Annotated in this window: 10 protein-coding genes and 1 pseudogene; 8 read left to right on the top strand and 3 right to left on the bottom strand. The window is 73.6% G+C overall.

The genetic code is table 11. The features are described from left to right. From AB0M46_RS46140 to AB0M46_RS46115, 6 genes and pseudogenes are all read left to right on the top strand, one after another. Window positions 1-353 (top strand): annotated as a pseudogene (locus AB0M46_RS46140) (ABC transporter permease); the annotation flags it as partial. Then, window positions 350-3,160, top strand: a complete 2,811-nt coding sequence (locus AB0M46_RS46135) for a hypothetical protein (protein WP_363347074.1) — start codon at window positions 350-352, stop codon at window positions 3,158-3,160. The pseudogene AB0M46_RS46140 and the gene AB0M46_RS46135, both read left to right, overlap by 4 nt. Before the next feature lie 367 nt (window positions 3,161-3,527). Beyond that, window positions 3,528-5,033, top strand: a complete 1,506-nt coding sequence (locus AB0M46_RS46130) for a M1 family metallopeptidase (RefSeq protein WP_363347072.1) — start codon at window positions 3,528-3,530, stop codon at window positions 5,031-5,033. A gap of 248 nt (window positions 5,034-5,281) precedes the next feature. Next, window positions 5,282-15,826 carry a LamG-like jellyroll fold domain-containing protein gene (locus tag AB0M46_RS46125; protein ID WP_363347070.1) on the top strand — a complete coding sequence of 3,515 codons (10,545 nt, stop codon included), beginning with the start codon at window positions 5,282-5,284 and terminating at the stop codon, window positions 15,824-15,826. Continuing rightward, window positions 15,823-19,170 carry a sialidase family protein gene (locus tag AB0M46_RS46120; RefSeq protein WP_363347068.1) on the top strand — a complete coding sequence of 1,116 codons (3,348 nt, stop codon included), beginning with the start codon at window positions 15,823-15,825 and terminating at the stop codon, window positions 19,168-19,170. Before AB0M46_RS46125 ends, AB0M46_RS46120 begins: the two co-directional genes overlap by 4 nt. A 68-nt stretch (window positions 19,171-19,238) precedes the next feature. Further along, window positions 19,239-19,703 carry a hypothetical protein gene (locus tag AB0M46_RS46115; RefSeq protein ID WP_363347066.1) on the top strand — a complete coding sequence of 155 codons (465 nt, stop codon included), beginning with the start codon at window positions 19,239-19,241 and terminating at the stop codon, window positions 19,701-19,703. Here the strand turns inward: AB0M46_RS46115 and AB0M46_RS46110 are convergent. After that, the gene (locus tag AB0M46_RS46110) at window positions 19,684-20,160 is read right to left on the bottom strand and encodes an AAA family ATPase (RefSeq protein ID WP_363347064.1); all 477 of its coding nucleotides are present in this window, start codon (window positions 20,158-20,160) and stop codon (window positions 19,684-19,686) included. The two genes, AB0M46_RS46115 and AB0M46_RS46110, sit on opposite strands and share 20 nt — an antisense overlap. A 44-nt stretch (window positions 20,161-20,204) precedes the next feature. After that, entirely contained in the window at window positions 20,205-20,666 is a 462-nt protein-coding gene (locus tag AB0M46_RS46105) for a MarR family transcriptional regulator (RefSeq protein WP_363347062.1), read from the bottom strand. Window positions 20,667-20,688: 22 nt separating this feature from the next. On the opposite strand from AB0M46_RS46105, the gene AB0M46_RS46100 reads away from it, so the two are divergent. Both AB0M46_RS46100 and AB0M46_RS46095 read left to right on the top strand, forming a co-directional pair. Continuing rightward, window positions 20,689-20,817 (top strand): hypothetical protein, encoded by a 129-nt coding sequence (locus tag AB0M46_RS46100; protein ID WP_363347060.1) that lies wholly within the window; start codon window positions 20,689-20,691, stop codon window positions 20,815-20,817. Window positions 20,818-20,914: 97 nt separating this feature from the next. Beyond that, window positions 20,915-21,541 carry an NAD(P)H-dependent oxidoreductase gene (locus AB0M46_RS46095; RefSeq protein WP_363347058.1) on the top strand — a complete coding sequence of 209 codons (627 nt, stop codon included), beginning with the start codon at window positions 20,915-20,917 and terminating at the stop codon, window positions 21,539-21,541. Window positions 21,542-21,544: 3 nt separating this feature from the next. Here AB0M46_RS46095 and AB0M46_RS46090 read toward each other — a convergent pair. Next, the coding region (locus AB0M46_RS46090) for an alpha/beta hydrolase (RefSeq protein WP_363347056.1) at window positions 21,545-22,071 on the bottom strand (527 nt) is incomplete at its 5' end.

The raw sequence follows: 22,071 nt of genomic DNA, 5'->3' as shown, positions 1-22,071 counted from the left end.
GTGCCGCGGTGGTCCTGCTGGTGGCCGCCGTCGCCGCATTCGTCGTCGCCGCCGTCGACCGCCGCGACCGCGACGCCGAGCTGGCGGCGCTGCGCCGCCAGGGCGTGCCGGCGTCCGTCGCGCGTCGCGTGGAGCGCCGCGCCGCCCTCGCCCCCGTCGGGGTGGCCGTCGCCGTGGGGCTCCTGGCCGCCGTGCTGCTGCGCGCGCTGGCCCCGCCACCGATCCGCGCCTTCACCGATCCGTGGCCGGTCGCCCCCGCGCCGATCCAGCCCCTGGCCCTTGCCGCCGCCGGTGTCGTGGCCCTGCTGGTCTTCGCCGCCGTCGCCCTGGTCCACCCGGGACGGCGCCGATGACCGCCCTCGTGCTGGGCATGCTGCGCTCACGCTGGACGCGGGCGCTCGTCGTCGCCGTGCTCACCGCCCTGGCGACCGTCGCCGCCGTGGCCGCGCCCGTGTACCTCGACCGCACCGACCGCCGCATCGTGGCGACCGAGCTCGCCGGGGCCGCGCCGGGCGAGCGCGTCATCAGCGTCAGCGGCACCATCGAGTCGAATGGCGACGGCTCCATCCCGCCCACGTTCGAGCGCCTCGCCGGCGGCCGGGTGCAGGCCCCCGGCTACACGACCGTCTTCAGCGACCAGTTCGCCGTCCAGCCGGCCGAGCTCGAGATGGCCACCGCCGAGCAGCTCGGCCGGGTGGTGTACCGCGAGGACCTGTGCGCCCACGTCGTGGTCGTGGCCGGCCGCTGCCTCATGGGCACCGGCGACGCCGTGCTCAGCGTGAGCGCCGCCCGCCACCTCGGCCTGCAGCCGGGCGCCGCCCTGTCCCTCGCGGGCGCGCAGTACGACACCATCTCCAACCGCTACCTGCGGGCCGGCCCGGGCGCGCCGCTGACCGTCGTCGGGATCGTGCGGGCGCTGGACGGCACCGAGCCGTACTGGGGCAAGGGCGGCGCGCTGTCCGACACCGGCAGCCCCGCGTTCTGGGCCGACCGGCGCACCCTCGCCACCTTCGTTCGCCCGGCCGACCTGCAGACCTTCGACGCCTATCCGCGGCCCGGCGCGATCGGCGTGGCCCACCTCGGCGAGCTGCGCGACTGGCTCGACGCCGCCGCGGCCCGCGACGGCGGCAGCGGCCAGATCAACACCGACCTCGGCGAACTGCTCGACCGCATCGACACCCGGCGGGCGGACGCGCGGCGCATCGTGCCGTTCGCCGTCGCCCCGGTGCTCGTGCTCGCCTGGGCCGTCATCGTCCTCGCCGTGCTCGCCGCGACCCGGGCCAGCCGCTACGAGCACGGCATCATCGCGCTGCGCGGCGTCGCCCGCCCCGGCCGGTGGTGGCTGGCCGTCGGCGAGACGCTCGTGCCGATGCTGGCCGGGGCGCTCGCCGGGTTCAGCGCGGCGGGCGGGTGGAGCACGCCGGGTGCCCAGCTGTACGCCGCCGTGGCCGTCCTCGGCGCGGTGCTCGCCGGGGTGGTCGCGGCCATCGCCACGATCTCCGCCCCGGTGTCGGCCCTGCTGCGCCGGGTCGACGTCCGAGGCGGGCGGTGGGGCGGCCGGCTCGCCCTGATCGCCGCCGTCGCCGCGGGCACGGCCACCGTGCAGGTACGCGGCTCCGGCGGGGGCGTGGCCGGTCTCGCCCCCGCGCTCGTCCTGCTGGCCGCCGCCCTGCTGGCCGCAGTCGCCGGTCCGCCGCTGGCCGCCCGGCTCGGCCGCCTGGCGCTGCGCCGCGGCCGGCTGACCGCGGCCCTGGCCGGCCTGTCGCTGGCCCGCCGCCCGTCGGCGGCCCGCCTGCTGGCCGTGCTCGTCGTGGCACTGTCGTCGCTGACCTTCGCCGCCGCGGCCACCGCCACCGCGCAGCGCCAGCAGCGGGAGCGGGCCGACGCGGAGGCCGGCGCGCCGGTGGTGCTGTCCGTCGGGGCCAACAGCCGGCGGCAGCTGCTCGACGCGGTGCGGGCGGCCGATCCGGACGGGCGCTACGCGATGGCGGTGGTCCGGCTGCCGGGCGCCCTGGCCGTCGACGCCCGGGCCCTGGCCGCCACCGCGCTGTGGCCGTCCGGCCCGCACCCGGACGCGGCCGCCCTCGCGGCCCTGCTGCACCCGGCGGAGCACGGCGAGCGGGCGCTGGTCACCGGGACGACGCTGAGCCTCGACGTCGACGCCACCCGGCTGGACCGCACCGACATCGCCCTGACCGTGACGCTCGCCCCGCTGGACGGCCGGCCGACGTTCACGGCCGAGCTCGGCGCCCTGGTCCGGGGGCCGCACACGTATCGGGCGCCCATGCCGTGCCGGCCCGGGTGCCGGCTGCTGCAGATCGGGGTCCGGCTGGCCTCGTACGGCACCCAGCCCGTGTCGCTCACCGTCCACAGTGCACCGTCCACCGCGTGGCAGTACCCGCCGGGCGCCACGGGCACGGTCAGCGGGGGCGACCTGTCCGTGACCTTCCCGCCGGGGGCCGGGCCCGGCTCGGGCATCCTGCGACCCGACGACGGCCCGGCCGTGCTGCCCGTGGTGAGCACCGGGCCGCTGCCGCCGGATGGGCTCTTCGCCCCGTTCGACCTCGAGCGCCCGGTCCCGGCCACGCTGGCCGCCACCGTGGCCCGCCTGCCGCGGCTCGGCCGCACCGGGACGCTCGTCGACCTCGACTACGCCGACCGCCTCGCCACCGGCAGCGCGTCGCCCGCCGCCGAGGTCTGGCTGTCGCCCTCGGCGCCGCCGTCGCTGCCCGACGCGCTGGCCGTGTCGGGGCTGACCATCGATGCCCGGCGCACTGTGGCCGACGCGCGGACCCGGCTGGCCGGGGAGGGCTCGGCGCTGGGGCTGCGGTTCTACCTGGTGGCCGGGGTGCTCGCCGTGGTGCTGGCGGGGGCGGCGCTGTTCAGCGGTACCGTGGAAGCCTCATCCGGCGACCTGAAAGCCTTGCGGGCGCAGGGGTTGACGGCCCGGCGGGCCGCGACCGTGGAGCCCGTCGCCGCCGTGCTGCTCGTCCTCGTCGCGGGTCTGGTCGCGGTGCCCGCGGCCGCCGCCGCGTGGGCCGCCGCGGCGCCACCGCCGTTGAATGGCCTGCCCCCGGCGGGTCCGCCCGCGTTCGCCCTAGCCGCCGCGGCCCTCGCCCTGGCCGTGGTCGCCGCGCTGACCACCGCCCGGAGGCGCTGACGCGCTCGGCGGATGCCGGTGTCGACTTCCAGCGCCACGGCGACAGACCGGCAGTGCCAATCTGCATCGCGGCAGCTCGGCTGTGGCGTCACCGGCAGCGGTGCGCCGGGCGCCGGCCAGGCAGGTGATGTGCGCCGCGCTCGCCGTCGGGGCCCTGACCGCCCGAACCACCCGCACCGCGGACGCGCACAGGCCCCATAAGGGGGACCGACGAGCGGCGGCCCCGGCTGCGTCGCGCCCGCCGATCGAGGGGGCGAACGAGGGAAAACCCGGCACGTGATCACATCGATGCGTGGCTGTGCCCCGCATCGAGACCCGGCGCGACGAATGTCCACCCTGGACATTGCCGATCTGATCGGGGGATTCCATGCATCGACGTCATCTACTGGCCGCGGCGCTCGCCATCGTCGTTGCCGCGACGCCCACCACCGCCGCCCATGCGGCGGCCCGGCCCGACCTCCAGCCCAGCTTCCGGCCCGGCGCGGCCGGTATCGGCGACCCGGCGTACCCGCTCGACGGCAACGGCGGCTACGACGTGCTCCACTACGACCTCGACGTGCGCTACCAGCCGGCCACCGACGAGCTCGACGGCCACGCGACGATCACGGCAACCGCCACCCAGCCGCTGTCCCGCTTCGACCTCGACCTCACTGGCCTGACCGTCGACGCGCTCACGGTCAACGGCCGCTCGGCCGGCTGGACCCGCGACGGCGACGAGCTCGTCGTCACGCCGGCCCGCGGCCTGCCCGCAGGGCTGCCGTTCGTCGTCGACGTGCGCTACCACGGCATCCCCTACACCGTCCGGATACCGGAGATCCCGTACGAGGCGCAGTTCATGCACACCGACGACGGAGCGCTCGTCGCCGGGGAACCGAAGGCGGCGGCCAGCTGGTATCCGGTGAACGACCATCCGCTCGACAAGGCGACGTACAGCGTGCGCGTCACCGTGCCGGAAGGCCTGGGCGCGCTGAGCAACGGCATTCTGCTCGGCTCGGCGACGAACGACGGCTGGACGACGTTCCGCTGGGCCACGACGACCTCCGTGGCCAGCTACCTCACCACCCTCGCGATCGGGCGGTGGCGCATCGACCAGCATCAGCACCACGGCCGGCAGACGATCATTGCGGTCGACGCGAGCCTGCCGCCGACGCTCGCCGACGACTCCGTCGGCCGCACCGACGAGATTACCGACTACCTGGAGACGCTGTTCGGGCCGTACCCGTTCGAGGCCGGCGGTGCGATCGTCGACAACCACGATCCGCTGCTGTTCGCACTGGAGACGCAGACCCGCCCGGTGTACCCGGCCTCGTTCTTCGCCGACGGGCCGAGCCCGCGGGACGACACGTTGGTGGCGCACGAGCTGGCACACCAGTGGTTCGGCGATAGCGTGTCCGTGCGGTACTGGCGGGAGCTCTGGCTCAACGAGGGATTCGCCGAGTACGCGGCGTGGCTGTGGAGCGAGCACGACGGGTTCACGACCGTCCGCGAGATGTTCAACCTGCTCTACAACCAGCCGGTCGACAGCCGGCTCTGGACCCCGCCGCCCTACGGTCCTGCGGGTGCCGATCCGTTCGTGACGTCGGTGTACTCGCGCGGTCCGATGACCCTGCACGCGCTGCGGATGCTGGTCGGCGACGCCGCGTTCTTCCGCATCATGCGGACGTGGGCCACGCGGTACCGCAACGGCAACGCCGACACCGCCGACTTCGTCGCCCTCGCCGAGCGCGTCTCGGGCCGGTCGCTCGGCGCGTTCTTCGCGGCGTGGCTGACCGGCGCGACGAAGCCGCCGAACCCCGACCCGCTCCCGCCCGGCGTCGCCGCGCCGTCCGGCCATCTCCTCGACGCCCTCGGGCGGGCGCACGCCCGGCGCTGAGCGGCGCGCCGTACCGCACAATGGATGTGCCCGCCGCCGACGGTGTGATGTTCGCCGATCGCCGAGGGCCAACATCCGGACGTTCCAGGCTGCCCGGCCGCTGCCAGCGGCTGGGCAGCCGGCCCGCGTCCGGTGGGATCTGGGACGTCATCCAACGTCCCATGTCGACATCCTCTGCCCGGATCCGACCGGTTTCCAGCAACCCTCCAGGAATCCTCAAGAATCTCGACATTCAATAGCTTCGACGTATGGCGTCCAGCAGGCTGACGGCCGTGGAGCTTCCAGAGCGGGGCCGCACGGGCGAGCGCGTGAAGCGTTGGATCGCCCTTGCCGTAACTGCGGCGATGGTGCTGATGGTGGGCGGCGTTTCCGAGCCGCACCGGCCGGGGAGCGGGTTTCCGCTCGGTGGCCTGCAATCGTTCCTCGACGACTGGCGCAACACCGCGCTGCCCGTCGTCGGTGGTCTCCCGGCGCAGGAGGCGGGCGGGCCACCGGGCCCGTCGCACGTCTCCGGCGAGGACACGCGCGCGTACCGCGGCTCCGGGCAGGCGCCCGGCCACGGCATCGGGGCGCTGCCGGAGTACAGCGCGCCCGGGACGCGGCGCGGTGCGGCCGGCGTCACCCAGGCGATGGCCGACGACGCGAGCTTCGACCCGCAGCACAGCAAGCGGATCGCCGCGGCGGCCGGGGCCAACTCCGACGTCTACCAGAACCCCGACGGTTCCTACACCCGCAAGGTGTTCCAGCAGGCGGTCAACTACCAGGCGGCCGGCGGGGAGTGGGCGCCGATCGACGCCACCCTGACGAAGGGCGGCGACGGGCGCTACCGGCAGCGGGCCAACTCGATCGCCACCGACCTGGCCCCGGCCGCGTCCGACCCGAACCTCGTCGAGCTGCGGGTCGACGGCCAGCACGGCGTGTCCTACGCCCTCGCCGGCGCGGCGGACGTCAAGCCCGACGTCGAGGGCGACACCGCCACCTACGCCGGGGTCATGCCGGGCGTCGACCTGCGCTTCGAGTCCCGGGCCACCGGGGTCAAGGAGTCACTGGTCCTGCACTCGGCCGACGCGCCGGCGTCCTACACCTTCCCGCTGCAGCTGCAGGGGCTGACCCCGCAGCTGCGGGCCGACGGGGCGGTCGCGCTGAACGACAGCAGTGGCACACAGCAAGCCGTGATTCCCGCCGGATTCATGACGGACTCGAAGTTCGACAACGCGTCGGGGTCGTTCGCCCGGTCCAACGGCGTGCGCTACGAGCTGGTCGACGGGCCCGCGCTGCGGATCACCATCGACAGGCAGTGGCTCGAGGACAAGGACCGGGTGTTCCCGGTGACGGTCGACCCGACCGTGTCGCTGGACGGCTCGGGCGACACGTACGCGTACACCAACCTCACCGGCGACAACAGCGGCGACAACGAGCTGCTGGCCGGCAGCTGGAGCAGCTCCGCGAAGGCGTACTCCTTCATCCACTTCGACACCTTCGCCACCACGTTCGGCGGCGCCAAGATGTCCGGCGTATCGCTGAAGATCTTCGACTCGTGGGCGGCGACCTGCACGCCCGAGCCGTTCTCGGTCAACCCGATCACCAAGGCCTGGACCAACGCGCAGGTCACGTCCTACCCGGGCCCGTCGTTCGGCGCCTCGATCGGCTCGGTCACCGCCAACCCGGGCGCCGCCTGCACCAACACCGCGGGCAACCGCAGCGTCGGCACCTGGATGACCGTGCCGCTGTCCACGGCGACCTTCCAGAACTGGGCGCTCGGCGGCACCAACAACGGCCTGGCCGTCACCGCGTCGCAGACCGACATCACCCAGTGGAAGCGGTTCACCTCGCTCAACGGGCCGGCCAACCTCGGGCCGTACCTCCAGGTGACCTACACCGCCGGCATGTCCCCGCAGGTCGACGAGCAGTTCCCGCCGAGCGGCTACAGCGTGCCGACGCTGACCCCGGAGCTGCTGGTCGCCGCGCACGACCCGGACTCCTTCCCGAACCCGCTGACGTACAACTTCGCCGTCTACGACAAGAGCGGCGCCAAGATCACCGAGTCGGGCTGGATCTCCTCCCGCAGCTGGGTCGTGCCCGCCGGCATCCTCGCCTGGGGCCGGACCTACAACTGGACCGTGGTGGCCAACGACGGCTACTCGACCAGCGTGTCGCAGACCGTCAACGCGCTGAGCACCCCGGTGCCGCAGCCGCTCGTCACCTCCGAGCTGGCCCAGAACGGCGGCCAGGGCTTCGAGCCCAGCGTCGCCAACTACACGACCAGCGCCACCGACGCCTCCGTCGAGACGGTCGGCCCGGACCTGACCATCACCCGCTCGTACAACAGCCAGGACCCGCGCACCGCGTCGGCCTTCGGCGCCGGCTGGTCCAGCATCGCCGACACCCGGGCGGTGGAGCAGCGCGACGTCGGCGGCACCCTGCGCACGGTCATGGTGACGTACCCGGGCGGCCAGGACGTGGTGTTCGGGCGCAACCCCGACGGCAGCTACTCGCCGCCGATGGGCCGCTTCGCCACCTTCACCGCGGTCACCGGCGGCTACCGGCTCGTCGACAAGGACGGCACCGTCTACGCGTTCACCGCGGCGACCGGCGTCGCCGGCCGGTTCGGGCTGTCGTCGATCGCCGACGCCCAGGGTCGCACCGAGACGTTCGGCTACGACACGTCCGGGCTGCTGTCCACGATGACCGGCGTGGCCGGGCGCTCGCTGCACCTGACCTGGCAGACGCCGGCCGGGGCGAGCGCGGCGCACGTCGCGACCGTCTCCACCGACGGCGACGCGGCGACGGCGCAGACGTGGACGTACGGCTACAGCGGCGACCTGCTGACGAAGGTCTGCCCGCCGACGTCGTCCACCGCCTGCACCACCTACACGTACGGCACCAACTCCCAGTTCCCGACCACGGTGCTCAACGCCGGCCCGCGCTCCTACTGGCGCCTGGCCGAGCCGTCCGGCACCCAGGCGGCCAGCGCGGTGCTCGACAACTACGGCACCGACGTGGCCACCTACCGCAACGTCACGCTCGGCCAGGCCGGCCCGCTGCCGGGCTCGGCGGCCCAGGCGGCCTCGTTCGACGGCACCAGCTCGGCGGTGCGGCTGCCGGCCCAGCTGGTCAGCACGGCCACCTACCTGACCGTCGGGCTGTGGTTCAAGGCCGCCGCCGGCGACCAGGGCCCGCTGTTCACCTACCAAGCCGACCCGATCGACAACCCGACCACGACCGGCAACTACACCCCGGCGCTGTACATCGGCGGCAGCGGCAAGCTCTACGGGCAGTTCTGGGACGGCGGGACCAGCCCGATGGTCACCGACGCGTCCGTCGCCGACGGCAAGTGGCACCACGTCGTGCTCTCCGGGGCCGGCAGCCAGCAGTGGCTGTACCTCGACGGCGCTCAGGTCGCCACCAAGAGCGGCGTCATCCAGACCGTCAACAGCTTCAGCGCCGCCAACGAGTACTTCGGCGCCGGCTTCCTCGGCGGCAAGTGGCCGGACGAGCCGCACTCCAGCGCCACCGTCAACACCGGCTACGCCTCGTTCTTCAAGGGCGCGATCAGCGACGGCGTCTACTTCGACCGGTCGCTGACCGCCGCCGACGTGGCCGCGCTCTTGCGCACCGCCACCGCCGCCGCCCACCCGCTCACCTCGGTCGTGCGGCCCTCGGGCAACGCGTCCGCGGTCGTGACCTACGACCCGAGCAGCGGCGCGGTCACCCAGGTCACCGACGCCAACGGCGGCACGTGGAAGCTCAACCCGCCGAAGGTCTCGGGATCCAGCAAGGTGTACGCCAGCACGGTGCTCGGCGCGAACGCGTCGGACTACTGGCGGCTGGGGGAGACCGGCACGACCGACGCGATCAACGAGGTCAACGGCACCGTCGCCAAGTACAGCTCGGTCTCGCTCGGCGGCACCGGCGGGCCGTTCCCCGACGCGACGGTCGCGGGCTTCGACGGCACCAAGTCGTACCTGGGGCTGGCCGAGAACTACCTGCCGGCGGCCGGCCCGGTGTCGGTGAGCCTGTGGTTCAAGACGGCCACGACCAACCGCACCCTGTTCGGCTACTCGGGCGACCCGATCACCAGCAGCTCGACGCCGACGAACTTCACCCCGGCGCTGTACATCGGCACCTCCGGCAAGCTGCTGGGCCAGATCTGGCACTCCGACAGCGGCATGTTCACCTCCACGAAGGCGGTGAACGACAACCAGTGGCACCACGTGGTCCTCGCCGCCGGCACGACGAGCCAGTCGATGTACCTCGACGGCGCCCTCGTCGGCACCAAGGCGGGCACGGTCGGCATCACCGGCCAGCCCTACGCCTACATCGGCGCCGGGTTCCTCGGCGGCAAGTGGCCGGACCAGAACCTCAACACCACCGGCACCACCAACACGGCCTACCCGACGTACTTCAAGGGCCAGGTCGCCGAGGTCGCCTTCTACCGCAGCCAGCTGACCCAGGCCCAGGTGACGGCGCAGTACACGGCCCGGGACGCGACCGCGGGCACCCCCGCCCGCACGGTCACCGTCACCGACCCAACCGGCAAGACCATCACCCACGTCTACGACGTCGACAGCGGCCGCGAGCTCAGCGAGACCGACACGCTGGGCGGGACGACGAAGTACGGCTACGACGAGGGTGGCTTCCTGCGGACCGTGACCGACCCCAACGGCGACGTCACCACCACCGAGCACGACGTGCGCGGCAACACCGTCTCGTCGACGACGTGCCAGGACCGCTCGGCGAACAAGTGCTCGACGGTCTACTACACCTACTACCCGGACGCCACCACCAAGGTGCTCACCCCGGACCCGCGCAACGACGTCCTGCTGACGATGCGCGACGGCCGGTCCGCCTCGGCGACCGACAACACGTACCTCACCACCTACACCTACGACGCGGCCGGCAACCGGACCGCGGCCACCGACCCGCTGGGCCGGGTGACGAGGACCGCGTACACCGACGGCAGCACGGTCGCGGCGGCCGACGGCGGTTTCGCCCCGGCAGGCCTGCCGATGACGCTGACCACCCCGGCCGGGGCGGTGCAGACGATCCAGTACTACCGCAGCGGCGACGTGGCCAGGGTGACCGACCCGGCGGGCAAGGTGACCGAGTACACCTACGACGCGCTCGGCCGGGCGCTCACCAAGAAGGAGACCACCGACAGCTACCCGTCGGGCCTGGTCACCTCGTACCAGTACGACAAGCTCGACCGGGTGGTGCGCCAGAGCGACCCGCCGACCACCAACCGGGTCACCGGCGCCGTGCACACCCAGGTCACCACGGCCGCGTACGACAACGACGGGCTGCCCACCTCGGTGCTGCTGTCCGACGCCACCGGCGGCGACGCGGCGCGCGGCCAGAGCACGACGTACAACGCGATCGGCCAGCCGGCCACGGTCACCGACGCCAACGGCAAGGTGACCCGCTACGAGTACGACGCCTATGGCAACCCGGTGCAGGAGTTCGACCCCGACGGCAGCGAGGTCGACTCGGCCTTCGACTCCGAGGGCAACCTGCTCACCACCACGCTCGTCGGCTTCACCGGCGACCCGAACAACCCGGGCCCGCCGAAGAACCTCGTCATCGAGAGCAACGCCTACGACCCGGCCGGGCGGCTGGCGTCGGAGACCGACGCGATGGGCTGGGTGACGTCGTACACCTACACCGACAACGGCCTGCCGGCCAGGCAGATCCGCAAGGACCCGGCGACCGGGGCGTCGTTCGTGCTGCAGGACGACACGTACGACGCGGCCGGCAACCTCGTCGCGAAGGTGACCGGCAACGGCACCGCCAAGACCACGTACGTCGTGGACGCGGCCGGGCGTCCCGCCTCCTCGACGTTCGACCCGGCCGGGCTCAAGCGGACCAGCACGTACACGTTCAACCGCGACGACCGGCTCATCAACGAGACCCTCACCGACCCGTCCGGCACCGTGGCCTCGGTCGACACCATGTACGACCCCATGGGCCGGGTGACCGCCGAGACGATGCACACCAGCGCGATGACGCCGGTGGCCCGCTACCGGCTCAACCAGAACGCGGCCGACTCCGCCGGCAACAACGCCGGCACCGCGACCGGCGTCACGTGGAGCACCGACCGCGGCGGCGCGGCCACCTTCAACGGCACCACGGCGGCCATCGCCACCGCCGGCCCGGCGCTCGACTCCGCGGCGAGCTTCACGGTCTCGGCGTGGGTGAACCTCGCCGACAACACCGCGATCCGCAAGGCCGTCAGCGCCTCCGGGGCCCAGCAGGACGCCCTCGAGCTGCGGTACGACAACGACGTCAACCGCTGGAAGTTCGTCATGCGGGCCGCGGACGCCGCCGGGGCCGCCACGGCCGCGGTCGCCTCGACCTCCGCGCCGGCCCTGAACACCTGGACGAACCTCGTCGCCGTCTACGACGCGAGCAGCGGCGCGATGCGGCTCTACGTCAACGGCGCGCTGCAGGGAAGCGGCACCACCGGCGCCGCGTTCAGCGCCCGCGGGCCGCTGCTCATCGGCACCGGCCAGGCCGACGGGGCCCGCGGTAACCCGTGGTCCGGCGGCATCAGCGACGTCCAGGTGTACTCCCGGGTGCTCAGCGCCACCGAGATCTCGGCCGTGGTGGCCGGCACCGCGCCCGCCGCCGACGCCGGGGTGGTGCGCACCAGCTACCAGCTCGACCAGGACGGCCTCGCCCGGTCGATGACCGACCCCAACGGCAACGTCACCGACTACGACTACGACGAGAACGGCCAGCTGACCGTCACCACCGGCCCGGCCGTCATGGCCGAGCGCACCGGCGGCAGCCCGGTGCTGTCCCGGCCGGTGACCTCGGTCGGCTACGACACCTTCGGCGAGCAGGTCGAGGAGCGCGACCCCAACGGCAACACCGTCGTCACCGGCTACGACGCCGAGGGCCGCGAGATCTCGACGAAGCTGCCGGCGTACACGCCACCGGGCGGCGGCGCGGCGCTCACGCCGGTCACCACCAACACCTACGACGCCCTCGGCCAGCTCACCCGCACCACCGACCCGCTCGGCCGGGTGACGACCTACACCTACGACCAGCTCGGCCGGCTCGCGTCGGTCACCGAGCCCAACACCGGCGTGCGGTCGTTCACCTACGACCTGGTCGGCGACGAGCTGTCCGACACCGACCCGACCGGGGCCAAGAACACCACCACCTACGACTACCTCGGCCGGGTGGTGACCAAGACCGACGCGGTCCGCCAGACCGGCTCGGCCTACACCACCACCTACACGTACGGCACCAACGGCCTGCTGGCCAGCGAGAAGACCGCCGGCGGGGCGGTCGAGTCGACCACCTACAACGCCGCCGGCGAGCCGATCACCAGCGTGGAGGCCGGCAACACCACCACCTACGCCTACGACGGCGCGGGCCGGCCGACCAGGACCACGCTGGCCGACGGCACGTACAGCATCACCACCTACGACCTGGCCGGCCGGCAGCTCGCCGACGCCGACTACGACGCCACGGGCACGCTGCTGCGCCGCGCCTCCAGCCGCTACGACGCGGCCGGCAACGTGGTCGCCAGCACCGACGCGCGCGGCACGACCACCACGTTCACCTACGACCCGACCGGCCTGCCCACCTCCGAGGTGCAGCCGGTCTCGGCCACCGACGCCATCAGCACCAGCTTCGGCTACGACCTTGCCGGCAACCGGACCCGGTTCACCGACGGGCGCGGCAACGCGTTCACGACCACGTACAACCCGTGGAACCTGCCGGAGTCCACGGTGGAGCCGTCCACGACGTGGTACCCGAACCTCGCCGACCGGACGTTCACCATCGCCTACGACGCCAACGGACAGGCCAGCAAGGTGTCCCTGCCGGGCGGGGCGAGCGTGTCGATGCAGTACGACACCATCGGCAACCTCGTCAAGCAGACCGGCGCCGGCGCCGAGGCGGCCACGGCCGATCGCGGCTACGGCTACGACCTGGCCGGGCGCCTGACGTCGGCCACCGCCGTCGACGGCACCAACACGTTCACCTACGACGACCGGAACCTGCTGCTGTCGGCCTCCGGCCCGTCGGGCAACTCCACCTTCACCTACAACGCCGACGGGCTGATGGCCACCCGCGCCGACGCCGCCGGCACGACCAGCTACGGCTACGACGCCGCCGACCGGCTCTCCTCGGTCACCAACACCACGGCCGGGCTGTCGGCCACGGTGGACTACAACAACCTCTCGCAGGTCAAGAGCATCCTGTACGGCACCGGCGGCGACACCCGATCGTTCGGCTACGACACGGCGCACCGGCTGGTCAGCGACGAGCTCAAGACCCCGGGCGGCGCCTCCGTTGCCAAGATCACGTACGGCTACGACGGCAACGACAACCTCACGTCGAAGACGACCACCGGCTTCACCGGGTCGGCGGCCAACACCTACACCTACGACCTGGCCGACCGGCTGGCGTCGTGGACCGCGGGCACCGTCACCACCGGGTACGCCTACGACAAGTCCGGCAACCGCACGCAGGCCGGCACCCACACGTACAGCTACGACCAGCGCAACCAGCTGAGCGGATCCGGCGACGGCACGGCGTACCAGTACACGGCCCGCGGCACGCTGAAGGCGACCGTGGTGCCCGGCGAGGGCTCCGTCCCGACCCAGTCCGACGCCTTCGGGCAGACGCTGAGCCAGGACGCGCCGGGCGGCGTGCACGAGACCTACACCTACGACGCGCTCGGCCGGGCGCTGCGGCCCGGGTTCACCTACTCCGGCACCGACAACGACCTGGCCGCCGACGGCACCGGCACCTACGTGCGCGACGCCGAGGGCGACCTGATGGCCGAGACCTCGGGCACGATCAAGCGGATCGTCTGGACCGACCAGCACGACGACGTCGTCGGGCAGTTCCTGCCCACCGGCACCACCCTCGCCGGCTCGATGACGTACGACCCGATGGGCAAGGTCACCGTGGCCGCCGGCATGATCGGCAGCCTCGGCTACCAGTCGGAGTGGACCGACAGCCTCACCAACCGGGTCAACATGCAGGCCCGCTGGTACAACACCGACACCGGCCAGTTCGACAGCCGCGACAGCGCGGACCTCGACCCGATCCCGGACTCGGTGACGGCCAACCGCTTCGCCTACGCCGACGACAACCCGCTGACCGAGACCGACCCGACCGGCAACTGGGGCATCGGCAGCATCTTCAAGAAGGTCAAGCACGCGGTCAAGCACGTGGTGCACAAGGTCGTGCACGCGGTGAAGACGGTCGTCAAGAAGGTCGTGCACGCGGCCAAGAAGGCCGTCAAGAAGGTCGTGCACGCGGTCCGCAAGGTCGCGCACAGGGTGGCCAAGGCGGTCAAACACGTCTACCACCGGGTCCACAAGTACGTGACCCGCAAGGTCAGGCAGATCCGCCACTACGTCGCCCGCAAGGTGGCCCAGGTCAAACGCAAGGTCCGGCACATCTACCACCGGGTCAAGCAGGCCGGCCGGGCGGTCGCCGCGCGGGTGGTGCGGGTGAGCAAGAAGGTCGCCACCCACGTCCGGGACGCCTACCACGCCACCGAGAAGTACGTGAAGGACCACAAGAACGCCATCATCGAGATCGCCGCGATCGGGGTCGGCATCGTCGGGGCCCTGGCGTGCACGGCGGCCACGGCCGGCGCGGGCGCGGTGGCCTGCATGGTCGGCGCCGCGGCGGTGATCAACGTGGCCAAGGACGCCGCCGAGGGCAACATCCACGACTTCGGCGACCTCGCCCAGTCCGCCGGCACCGGCGCCCTGCAGGGCCTCGCCGGCGGGGTCGGCGGCGCGGTCGGCGGGCGGCTCGCCACCGGCGTGATGAGCAAGGTCGGCCCGTTCGCCGCCTCGTTCGCCGGGCGCACCCTCTCCGGGGCGCTCAGCGGCGGCACCGGCGACGCGGTCAGCCAGCTGCTGCTCACCGGGCACGTCAACGCCAAGGGCGTGGTCACCAGCGCCGGCATCGGCGCGGTGTTCGGCGGCGTCGGCGGCGGCGGGTCCGGCGGCAAGCGCAGCCAGCCCGAGCCCGAGGGCAACCCCAAGCGGGGCGTGTCCGGCTGCAAGCACTCCTTCGCCCCGGGCACCCGGGTCCTCATGGCCGACGGCACCACCAAGGCCATCGAGGACGTCAGGACCGGCGACCGCGTGGTGGCGACCGACCCGGCCACCGGCAGGACCACGGCCCGCACGGTCCAGCTGCTGCACCGCAACACCGACCACGACCTGACCGACGTCACCGTCGAGGACGGCGGCCGCGTCAGCGTCATCCACACGACCAGCCACCACCCCTTCTGGGACGCCACCACCGGCCGCTTCACCGAGGCCGCGCGGCTGCGTCCCGGCGCGTCGAGGCTGACCGGCCCGGACGGGCGCACGCTGCGGGTCGCCGCCGTGGCGAGCTTCGGCGGCGCGCAGGACATGGACGACCTCACCGTCGAGGGCGTGCACACCTACTACGTCGTCACCGCCGACGCGCCGGTCCTCGTGCACAACTGCGGCGAGGAGGAGGGCAACAACAACCCCAACCCCGACAACGGCGGCTACACGCCCAGGAAAAAGAAGTCCGCCGCGTCGGAGGGGGAGGAGCGGCAGGAGAACCACCGCACCGACTTCAAGAACGCGGCCGAGCTCGACAAGACCCGCCAGGAGGCCATCGCCAACGTCGGCACCGTCGGCAAGGCGGTCAACGCGGCCATCCACGGTGGCCCCGCCGCCGGCGCCATGGCCGGCGACCCGATCGGCTCCGTGGCCATGGTGGTCGCCGCCGTCGGGGTGGGCCTGCGCAACGCCGTCCGCAGGATTCGCAAGAAATGAGCAGATCTGTGCAGAACTTCTCGCGGGCCGGCCTGGCCGTGCTGGTGGCGCTCGCCACCGCCACGGCGGCCGGCCCGGCCGGGGCGTCAGTGAGCCTGTCCAGCGCCAAGGTCGGCGTCCAGCAGGTCCTGTTCCGCGGCGGCACCGACGGCTACGGCTGTTTCCGCATCCCCGCGCTGCTGCGCACCACGGCCGGCACCCTGCTGGCCTTCGCCGAGGCCCGCAAGTCCCCCTCGTGCGCCGACCGCGGCGACATCGACCTCGTCGTGCGCCGCTCCACCAACAACGGCCGCACCTGGGGCCCGATCCGCCTCGTGCTGTCCGGCAGCGACACCGACCCGAACGCCCCCTACACCCGCGGCAACCCGGTCCCGCTGCAGGACGCCGGCACCGGCCGGGTCATGCTCGTCAGCACCTCCAACCCGGCCACCATCTCCGGCAAGCGGCTGCCCTGGATCCAGGACAGCGACGACGACGGGCTCACCTGGTCCGCCGCCCGGGCCATGAACGTCAGCTTCAGCGGCAGCGACGCCGGCTGGTTCGCCACCGGCCCGTCCCACGGCATCCAGCTCACCAAGGGCGCGCACGCCGGCCGGCTGGTCGTCGGCGCACACCAGCAGCCCGCCAAGGGCACCGTCTACGCCGGCGCGCTCTACAGCGACGACCACGGCGCCACCTGGCACGCCGGCCAGGCCGCCAACTCCTTCGTCGACGGCGTCACCAACCCCGGCGAGGTCTCCGTCGCCGAACTGCCCGACGGCAGCGTCTACGCCGCCGCCCGCAACCAGATCGGCGGCAGCGGCAACCACCGGGCCAGGGCGGTGAGCGCCGACGGCGGCAGCACCATGCCGGCCTTCGCCCAGGTGCCGTCGCTCGTCACGCCGGACGTGCAAGGGGCGGTGCTGACGCTGCGTTCGACGTACCAGAGCAGCCCCGGCGACACGATGGTCTTCTCCGGCCCGTCCGACCCGACCAGCCGGGCCCAGCTGAAGATCCGCTACTCCACCGACAAGGGCGCCACCTGGAAGAGCCCCGCCAACGGCCTGGTCACCGACGAGCGCTCCGGCTACAGCGACCTCGCCGAGCTCACCGGCGGCGAGATCGGCGTGCTGTACGAGGGCGGGGCGAACACCGACGAGCTCGGCGGCACCGGCTTCTCGGCCGACGAGCTCCGGTTCGTGCGCTTCACCCCGGCCCAGCTCGGCCTGCCCGGCACCTTCACCGGCGCCCCCTGGGCCCAGGCCACCCCGGCCGCCGCGGCCGGCACCCCGGACGCCGCCGGCGAGGCCAACGACGCCCTGCTGCGCGGCAACGCCACCCTCGGCGCCGGGCGCTTCGGCCAGGGCCTGGTCCTGGACGGGGCCGGCGACTACGCCGAGATCCCCTACGCCCGCCCGATCGACCCCGGCGCCGGCGACTTCACCTACTCGCTGTGGTTCCGCTACGACGCCACCGCCGCGAGCCCGAGCCAGGTGCTGCTGTGGGGCTACGCCCTCGGCGCCGGCAAGCCGCAGGTGTGGCTGCGCGCCCAGCCGGCCCAGGACCGGCTCTACGCCTGGGTCGAGGGCGCCTCCGGCGGGACCGGCATCGCCCTGCCCGACCCCTCCGCGGCCACCGCGTTCGGCGACGGCGCCTGGCACCACCTGTCCCTGGTCCGCTCGGGCGGCACGGCCGCGCTCGCGGTCGACGGCGTCGCCGGTGCCTCCGCATCCGGCGTTGCCGGTTCGGTGACCGGCGACCCGCACGACGGCGTCGACGGGCTGCGGCTCGGAGCCCGGCCGGACCCGACGGCCACCGAGGCGTTCACCGGCGGTCTCGACGAGTTCCGGATGTACCGCAGCGCCCTCACCACCGCGCAACTGGACCAGATCCGCACCGCGAACGCCGACGTCCCCGGCGCCGGCCTCGGGGTGCGCCTGCCCTTCCAGGTGATCGACGCCGCCACCGTCCCGGCCCGGGTCAAGGTGGCCGTCGAGGACGACATGTCCGGCCACTGCGCCGCCGCCACGCTGCTGGGCGGCACGCCCAGCCTCGCCGCCGGCCACGTCGACGACAAGGCCCTCGCGGTCAGCGCCGCGCACCCGGGCGTCGAGGTGCCGTTCCTGCCCACGCTCGACATCGGGGCCGGGGACTTCACCTTCACGACTTGGTTGCAGTACTCGGCGACGGCGAGCTCGCCCAACCAGGTGCTGCTGTGGGGGTACGGCATGGGCGCCGGCACCCCGCAGGTCTGGCTGCGCGCCCAGCCGTCCCAGGACCGCCTCTACGCGTGGGTGGAGACCGCCGCCGGCCCGGTCGGCGTCGCCCTGCCCGACCCGTCCGCAGCCGTCGCGTTCGGCGACAACGCCTGGCACCTGGTCGCGCTGACCCGCACCGGCGGCCAGCTGCGCCTCAGCGTCGACGGCGGCGCCGGGGCCACCGCGACCGGCCTCACCGGCTCGGTCACCACCGGCACGGGCGTCGACGGCCTGCGCCTGGGCTCCCGCCCCGACGGCGCCGACGTGCTCACCGGCAACCTGGACGAGTTCCGGCTGTACCGCCGCGCCCTCACCACCGCCGAGGTGGCGAGCATCGCCGGCGGCGCCTACCCGTCCGACAACCCGGCCGTGCGCTGGACCTTCGAGAGCGGCTACACCCAGGCGCACAACGTGGTGCGCCCGGCCGCCGGCCCCACGACGTACGACGCCTCGGTCCACTGCACCAACGCCTTCGTGCGCGGCGGCGCCACCCCGACGACGTCCGGCCGCTTCGGCGCGGCGCTGTCCTTCGACGGCGTCGACGACGCGGTGCAGCTGCCCTACGGCCCCGCCAGCGCCCTCGACGAGGGCGACTTCACGGTGGCGACCTGGGTGCGCTACGCCGCGACCGGGTCCACCGCGGACCAGGTGCTGCTGTGGGCGTACGGCGTCGGCGCCGCCCGCCGGCAGCTGTGGCTGCGCGCCACCCCGTCGAAGGACGCCCTGACGGCCGCCTTCGAGACCACCACCGGCACGGCGATGCTGACCGCGCCCGACCCGTCGCCCGCGGTGGCCTTCGGCGACAACCAGTGGCACCACGTCGCCCTGCGCCGCACCGCCGGCACCCTGTCCCTGACCGTCGACGGCACCGTCCTGGCCACCACGGCCGCCCCGGCCGGCGCCCCGACCTACGGCGACGCCTTCGCCGTGGACGGCTTCCAGCTCGGCGCCAAGCCGGGCGGCGCCGACCCGTTCAAGGGCTCCATGGACGAGTTCCGGATCATCCGCCGGTCCTTGACCGACGCGGAACTGACGGACCTGCGTACGAACAACACGGACCTCGGTCCGGTGACCTCCGTCCGCCTCCCCTTCGAAGTGGTGTCCTAGACATGGCCCGTCGCCGATCCATCGCGCCCCCTGCCCCCCGGTCGCCACGGTGGCGCCCAGTCGCGGTGGTGGCGGCGGTCCTGGTGCTGGCGGTGGTGGTCGCGGTGCTGCTCTGGCCCCGCGACACCCCGCCCCCGCCCCGCGAGCGCGCCTACCTGGCCTACACCGCCTGCCTGCTGACCCCCGCGGCCGGCGTGGCCGACCCGTCCGCCGCCCCGGCCTGGTCGGCGCTGCAGGAGGTGTCGGCGACCACCCGGGCCAAGGTGCAGTACCTGGCGATCAGCGGCCCCCAGACCCTGGACAACGCCCTGACCTTCGTCAACTCCCTGGCCGCCGCCGGCTGCAACCTGATCTTCGCCGCCGGCCCCCTGCCCGTGCAGGCCGTCGCGAAGGGCGCGGCCACCTTCCCGGACCGCCGCTTCGTCACCCTGGGCGGCACCGCCTCGGCCAATGTGGCCACGGTGAACGCCGCGACCCCGCACGACGAGATCGTCCGCGTCGTCACCGACGGGGTCAGGGCCGCGACGCCATGAAGTCGTGGATCTGTGCGGCCAGGTCCGCCAGCGGGTCGGAGCCGTCCACGACCAGGTCGGCGAGCTGGCGGCCCGGCGCGACGTGGCGGGCGTGGGCGTCGCGGCCGCCGTCGAGGTAGGCGCGCAGCTCGGCCCGCGGGTCGGGGTGGCTCAGCGCGTGGCGGGCCAGGGCGATGTCCAGCGGGGTGTCGACATACACGGTCCAGCGGGCGGCCCAGCGGATCGGGGGCATGGCCAGGGCGAAGACGCCCTCGACAACGACCAGCGGGGCGTCCTCGTGAACGTCGAGGCGGGACTGCAGGACGGACAGGTCCGCGCCGTGCTGGTCCTCGTCGCCGCTGTCGGCCAGGCTCACCACCGGCGCCTCGACGCGCTTGGCGACGGCCTCGGCGACGCTCGTCTTGCCGGCACCTGCCGGGCCGCCGATGACGAGCAGGGGCGGCAGCGCGCGCATCATGATGGCCGCCACCCTATCGCGCCGGCGCCCGGCGCACGATCCCGTTACCGGCGAGGTTCCAGCGGCGCCACCGTCGATGCCTCGTGCGCCCGCAGGACCTTGCCCAGCGCGGTGGCCACCGCCTGCGCCTCGGTGCGGGTCATCCGGCCGGTGAAGTGCCGCTCGATGCCGGCCAGGTAGGTGGGGGAGGCGGCCCGCAGGCGGGCGCGGCCGGACGGGGTGAGCTTGGCGTACGCCGAGCGGCGGTCGTCGGGGTTGGCCTCCCGCTCGACCAGGCCGGCCCGCACCAGCTCGTCGACCACGCGGCTGACCCGGCTGCGGCTGACCACGGCGGCCGTGCCGAGCGCCGACATGGTCAGGCGGCGGCCGGGGGCGGCGTTGAGCTCGAGCAGCACGTCGTACCACGTGAGCGGCAGCCCGTGGGCCGCCTGCAGCTCCTGGTCGAGCACGGGCATGAGCGCCGCGTGCACGCGCAGCAGGGCCGCCCAGGGCGCCGTGGAGTCCATTACCGTACCGTAGCATTTCCGTGTGCGCGCACATATCCGGGACGCCGTCGACCGCGGGGTGCGCGGGGCGGCGGACCTGCCGTTCGCGCGGTTCAGGGCGGGCGAGCGGGTGGCCGAGATCGCCGTGCGGATCTTGGCCCTGCGGCCCTGAGGGTCGCGCGGCTCACACACTCTTGTGCGTGCGCACGCATCTTGGTTACCGTCATCCCGTGAGCGTGCGTGCGCACGCACTTTATGGAGAGGCTGTCATGACCAAACTGCTGCATATCTCGGCGTCGCCGCGCGGGGAGCGGTCCGAGTCCCTGGCCCTTGCCGAGACCTTTTTGCGCGTGTACCGCGAGCAGCACCCCGAGGACGAGGTCCTCGAGTGGAACCTGTGGGACGGCTCGCTGCCCGAGTTCGGCCCGGCCGCCGCGGGCGCGAAGATGGACGTGTTCGCCGGGCTGGAGCCGACCGGGCCGGGCGCGCAGGCGTGGCAGGCGGCGGGGGAGACGTTCCGCCGGTTCGCCGACGCCGACAAGTACCTGTTCAGCGTCCCCATGTGGAACGCTTCCGTGCCGTACATCCTCAAGCAGTTCATCGACGTGATCAGCCAGCCGGGGCTGGTGTTCGGCTTCGACCCGGAGCTGGGCTACAGCGGCCTCGTCACCGGGCGCAAGGCGGCCGTCATCTACACCGGCGCCGTGTACGGCGAGGGGCGCGGCCCGGCGTTCGGCTCCGACTTCCAGGCGCCGTACTTCAACGACTGGCTGCGCTGGGCCGGCATCACCGACCTCGCCGCGGTCGAGTTCCGGCCCAACCTCGCCACCACCGAGGTCGAGCAGCGCCGCGCCCGCGCCCACGCCGAGGCCGTCGACGTGGCCAAGAACTTCTAACCGTCACTTCGAGCCGTCCAGGATGGCGGCGGCGACCGCGTCGGGGTCGACGAGCTGGTGGAAGTGCTCGCCGGGCAGGTGGACCACGGGCCAGCCGCGCCCCCGGGCGTCGTCGGCGACCCGCTCGTAGGCCGGGCTGAACAGCACGTACCGGCACGGCAGCCCGGCCCAGCCCGGCGGGTTGGGCACCGGCTGCTCGTAGTAGCTCAGCGGCAGCCGGGGCTGCTCGTCCGTCACCACCTGCTGGGTCGCCGCGTCGGGGAACAGCGGCGCGACGTCGTCCCACCAGTCCGTCCACCGCGGCAGCACGCCGTCGGGGGCCATGGCCCGCAGGCGGACGAGCCGCTCGGGCGTGGCGGGGTGGCTCGGGCCGCTGCGGGCCGGCAGCGTCGCCTCCACGAAGACGGCCCCGGCCGCGGCGCCGGCCAGCCGCTGCACGATCGCCGGGACGAACAGGCCGGCGCTGCTGTGCGCGACGACGACCACCGGCCGGCCCGGCGGCAGGCCCGCGGTGGCCGCGGCGGCGATGC

The sequence above is a fragment of the Dactylosporangium sp. NPDC051485 genome (assembly GCF_040682015.1).
Classification (GTDB): domain Bacteria; phylum Actinomycetota; class Actinomycetes; order Mycobacteriales; family Micromonosporaceae; genus Dactylosporangium.
This window is presented reverse-complemented; position numbering and strand designations above follow the sequence as displayed.

What these genes read in the sequence shown, in the direction of transcription:
- AB0M46_RS46135 (WP_363347074.1), top strand. Translation starts at nt 350, where the DNA reads ATGACCGCCCTCGTGCTGGGCATGCTGCGCTCACGCTGGACGCGGGCG.
- AB0M46_RS46130 (WP_363347072.1), top strand. Translation starts at nt 3,528, where the DNA reads ATGCATCGACGTCATCTACTGGCCGCGGCGCTCGCCATCGTCGTTGCC.
- AB0M46_RS46125 (WP_363347070.1), top strand. Translation starts at nt 5,282, where the DNA reads ATGGCGTCCAGCAGGCTGACGGCCGTGGAGCTTCCAGAGCGGGGCCGC.
- AB0M46_RS46120 (WP_363347068.1), top strand. Translation starts at nt 15,823, where the DNA reads ATGAGCAGATCTGTGCAGAACTTCTCGCGGGCCGGCCTGGCCGTGCTG.
- AB0M46_RS46110 (WP_363347064.1), bottom strand. Translation starts at nt 20,160, where the DNA reads ATGATGCGCGCGCTGCCGCCCCTGCTCGTCATCGGCGGCCCGGCAGGT.
- AB0M46_RS46105 (WP_363347062.1), bottom strand. Translation starts at nt 20,666, where the DNA reads ATGGACTCCACGGCGCCCTGGGCGGCCCTGCTGCGCGTGCACGCGGCG.
- AB0M46_RS46095 (WP_363347058.1), top strand. Translation starts at nt 20,915, where the DNA reads ATGACCAAACTGCTGCATATCTCGGCGTCGCCGCGCGGGGAGCGGTCC.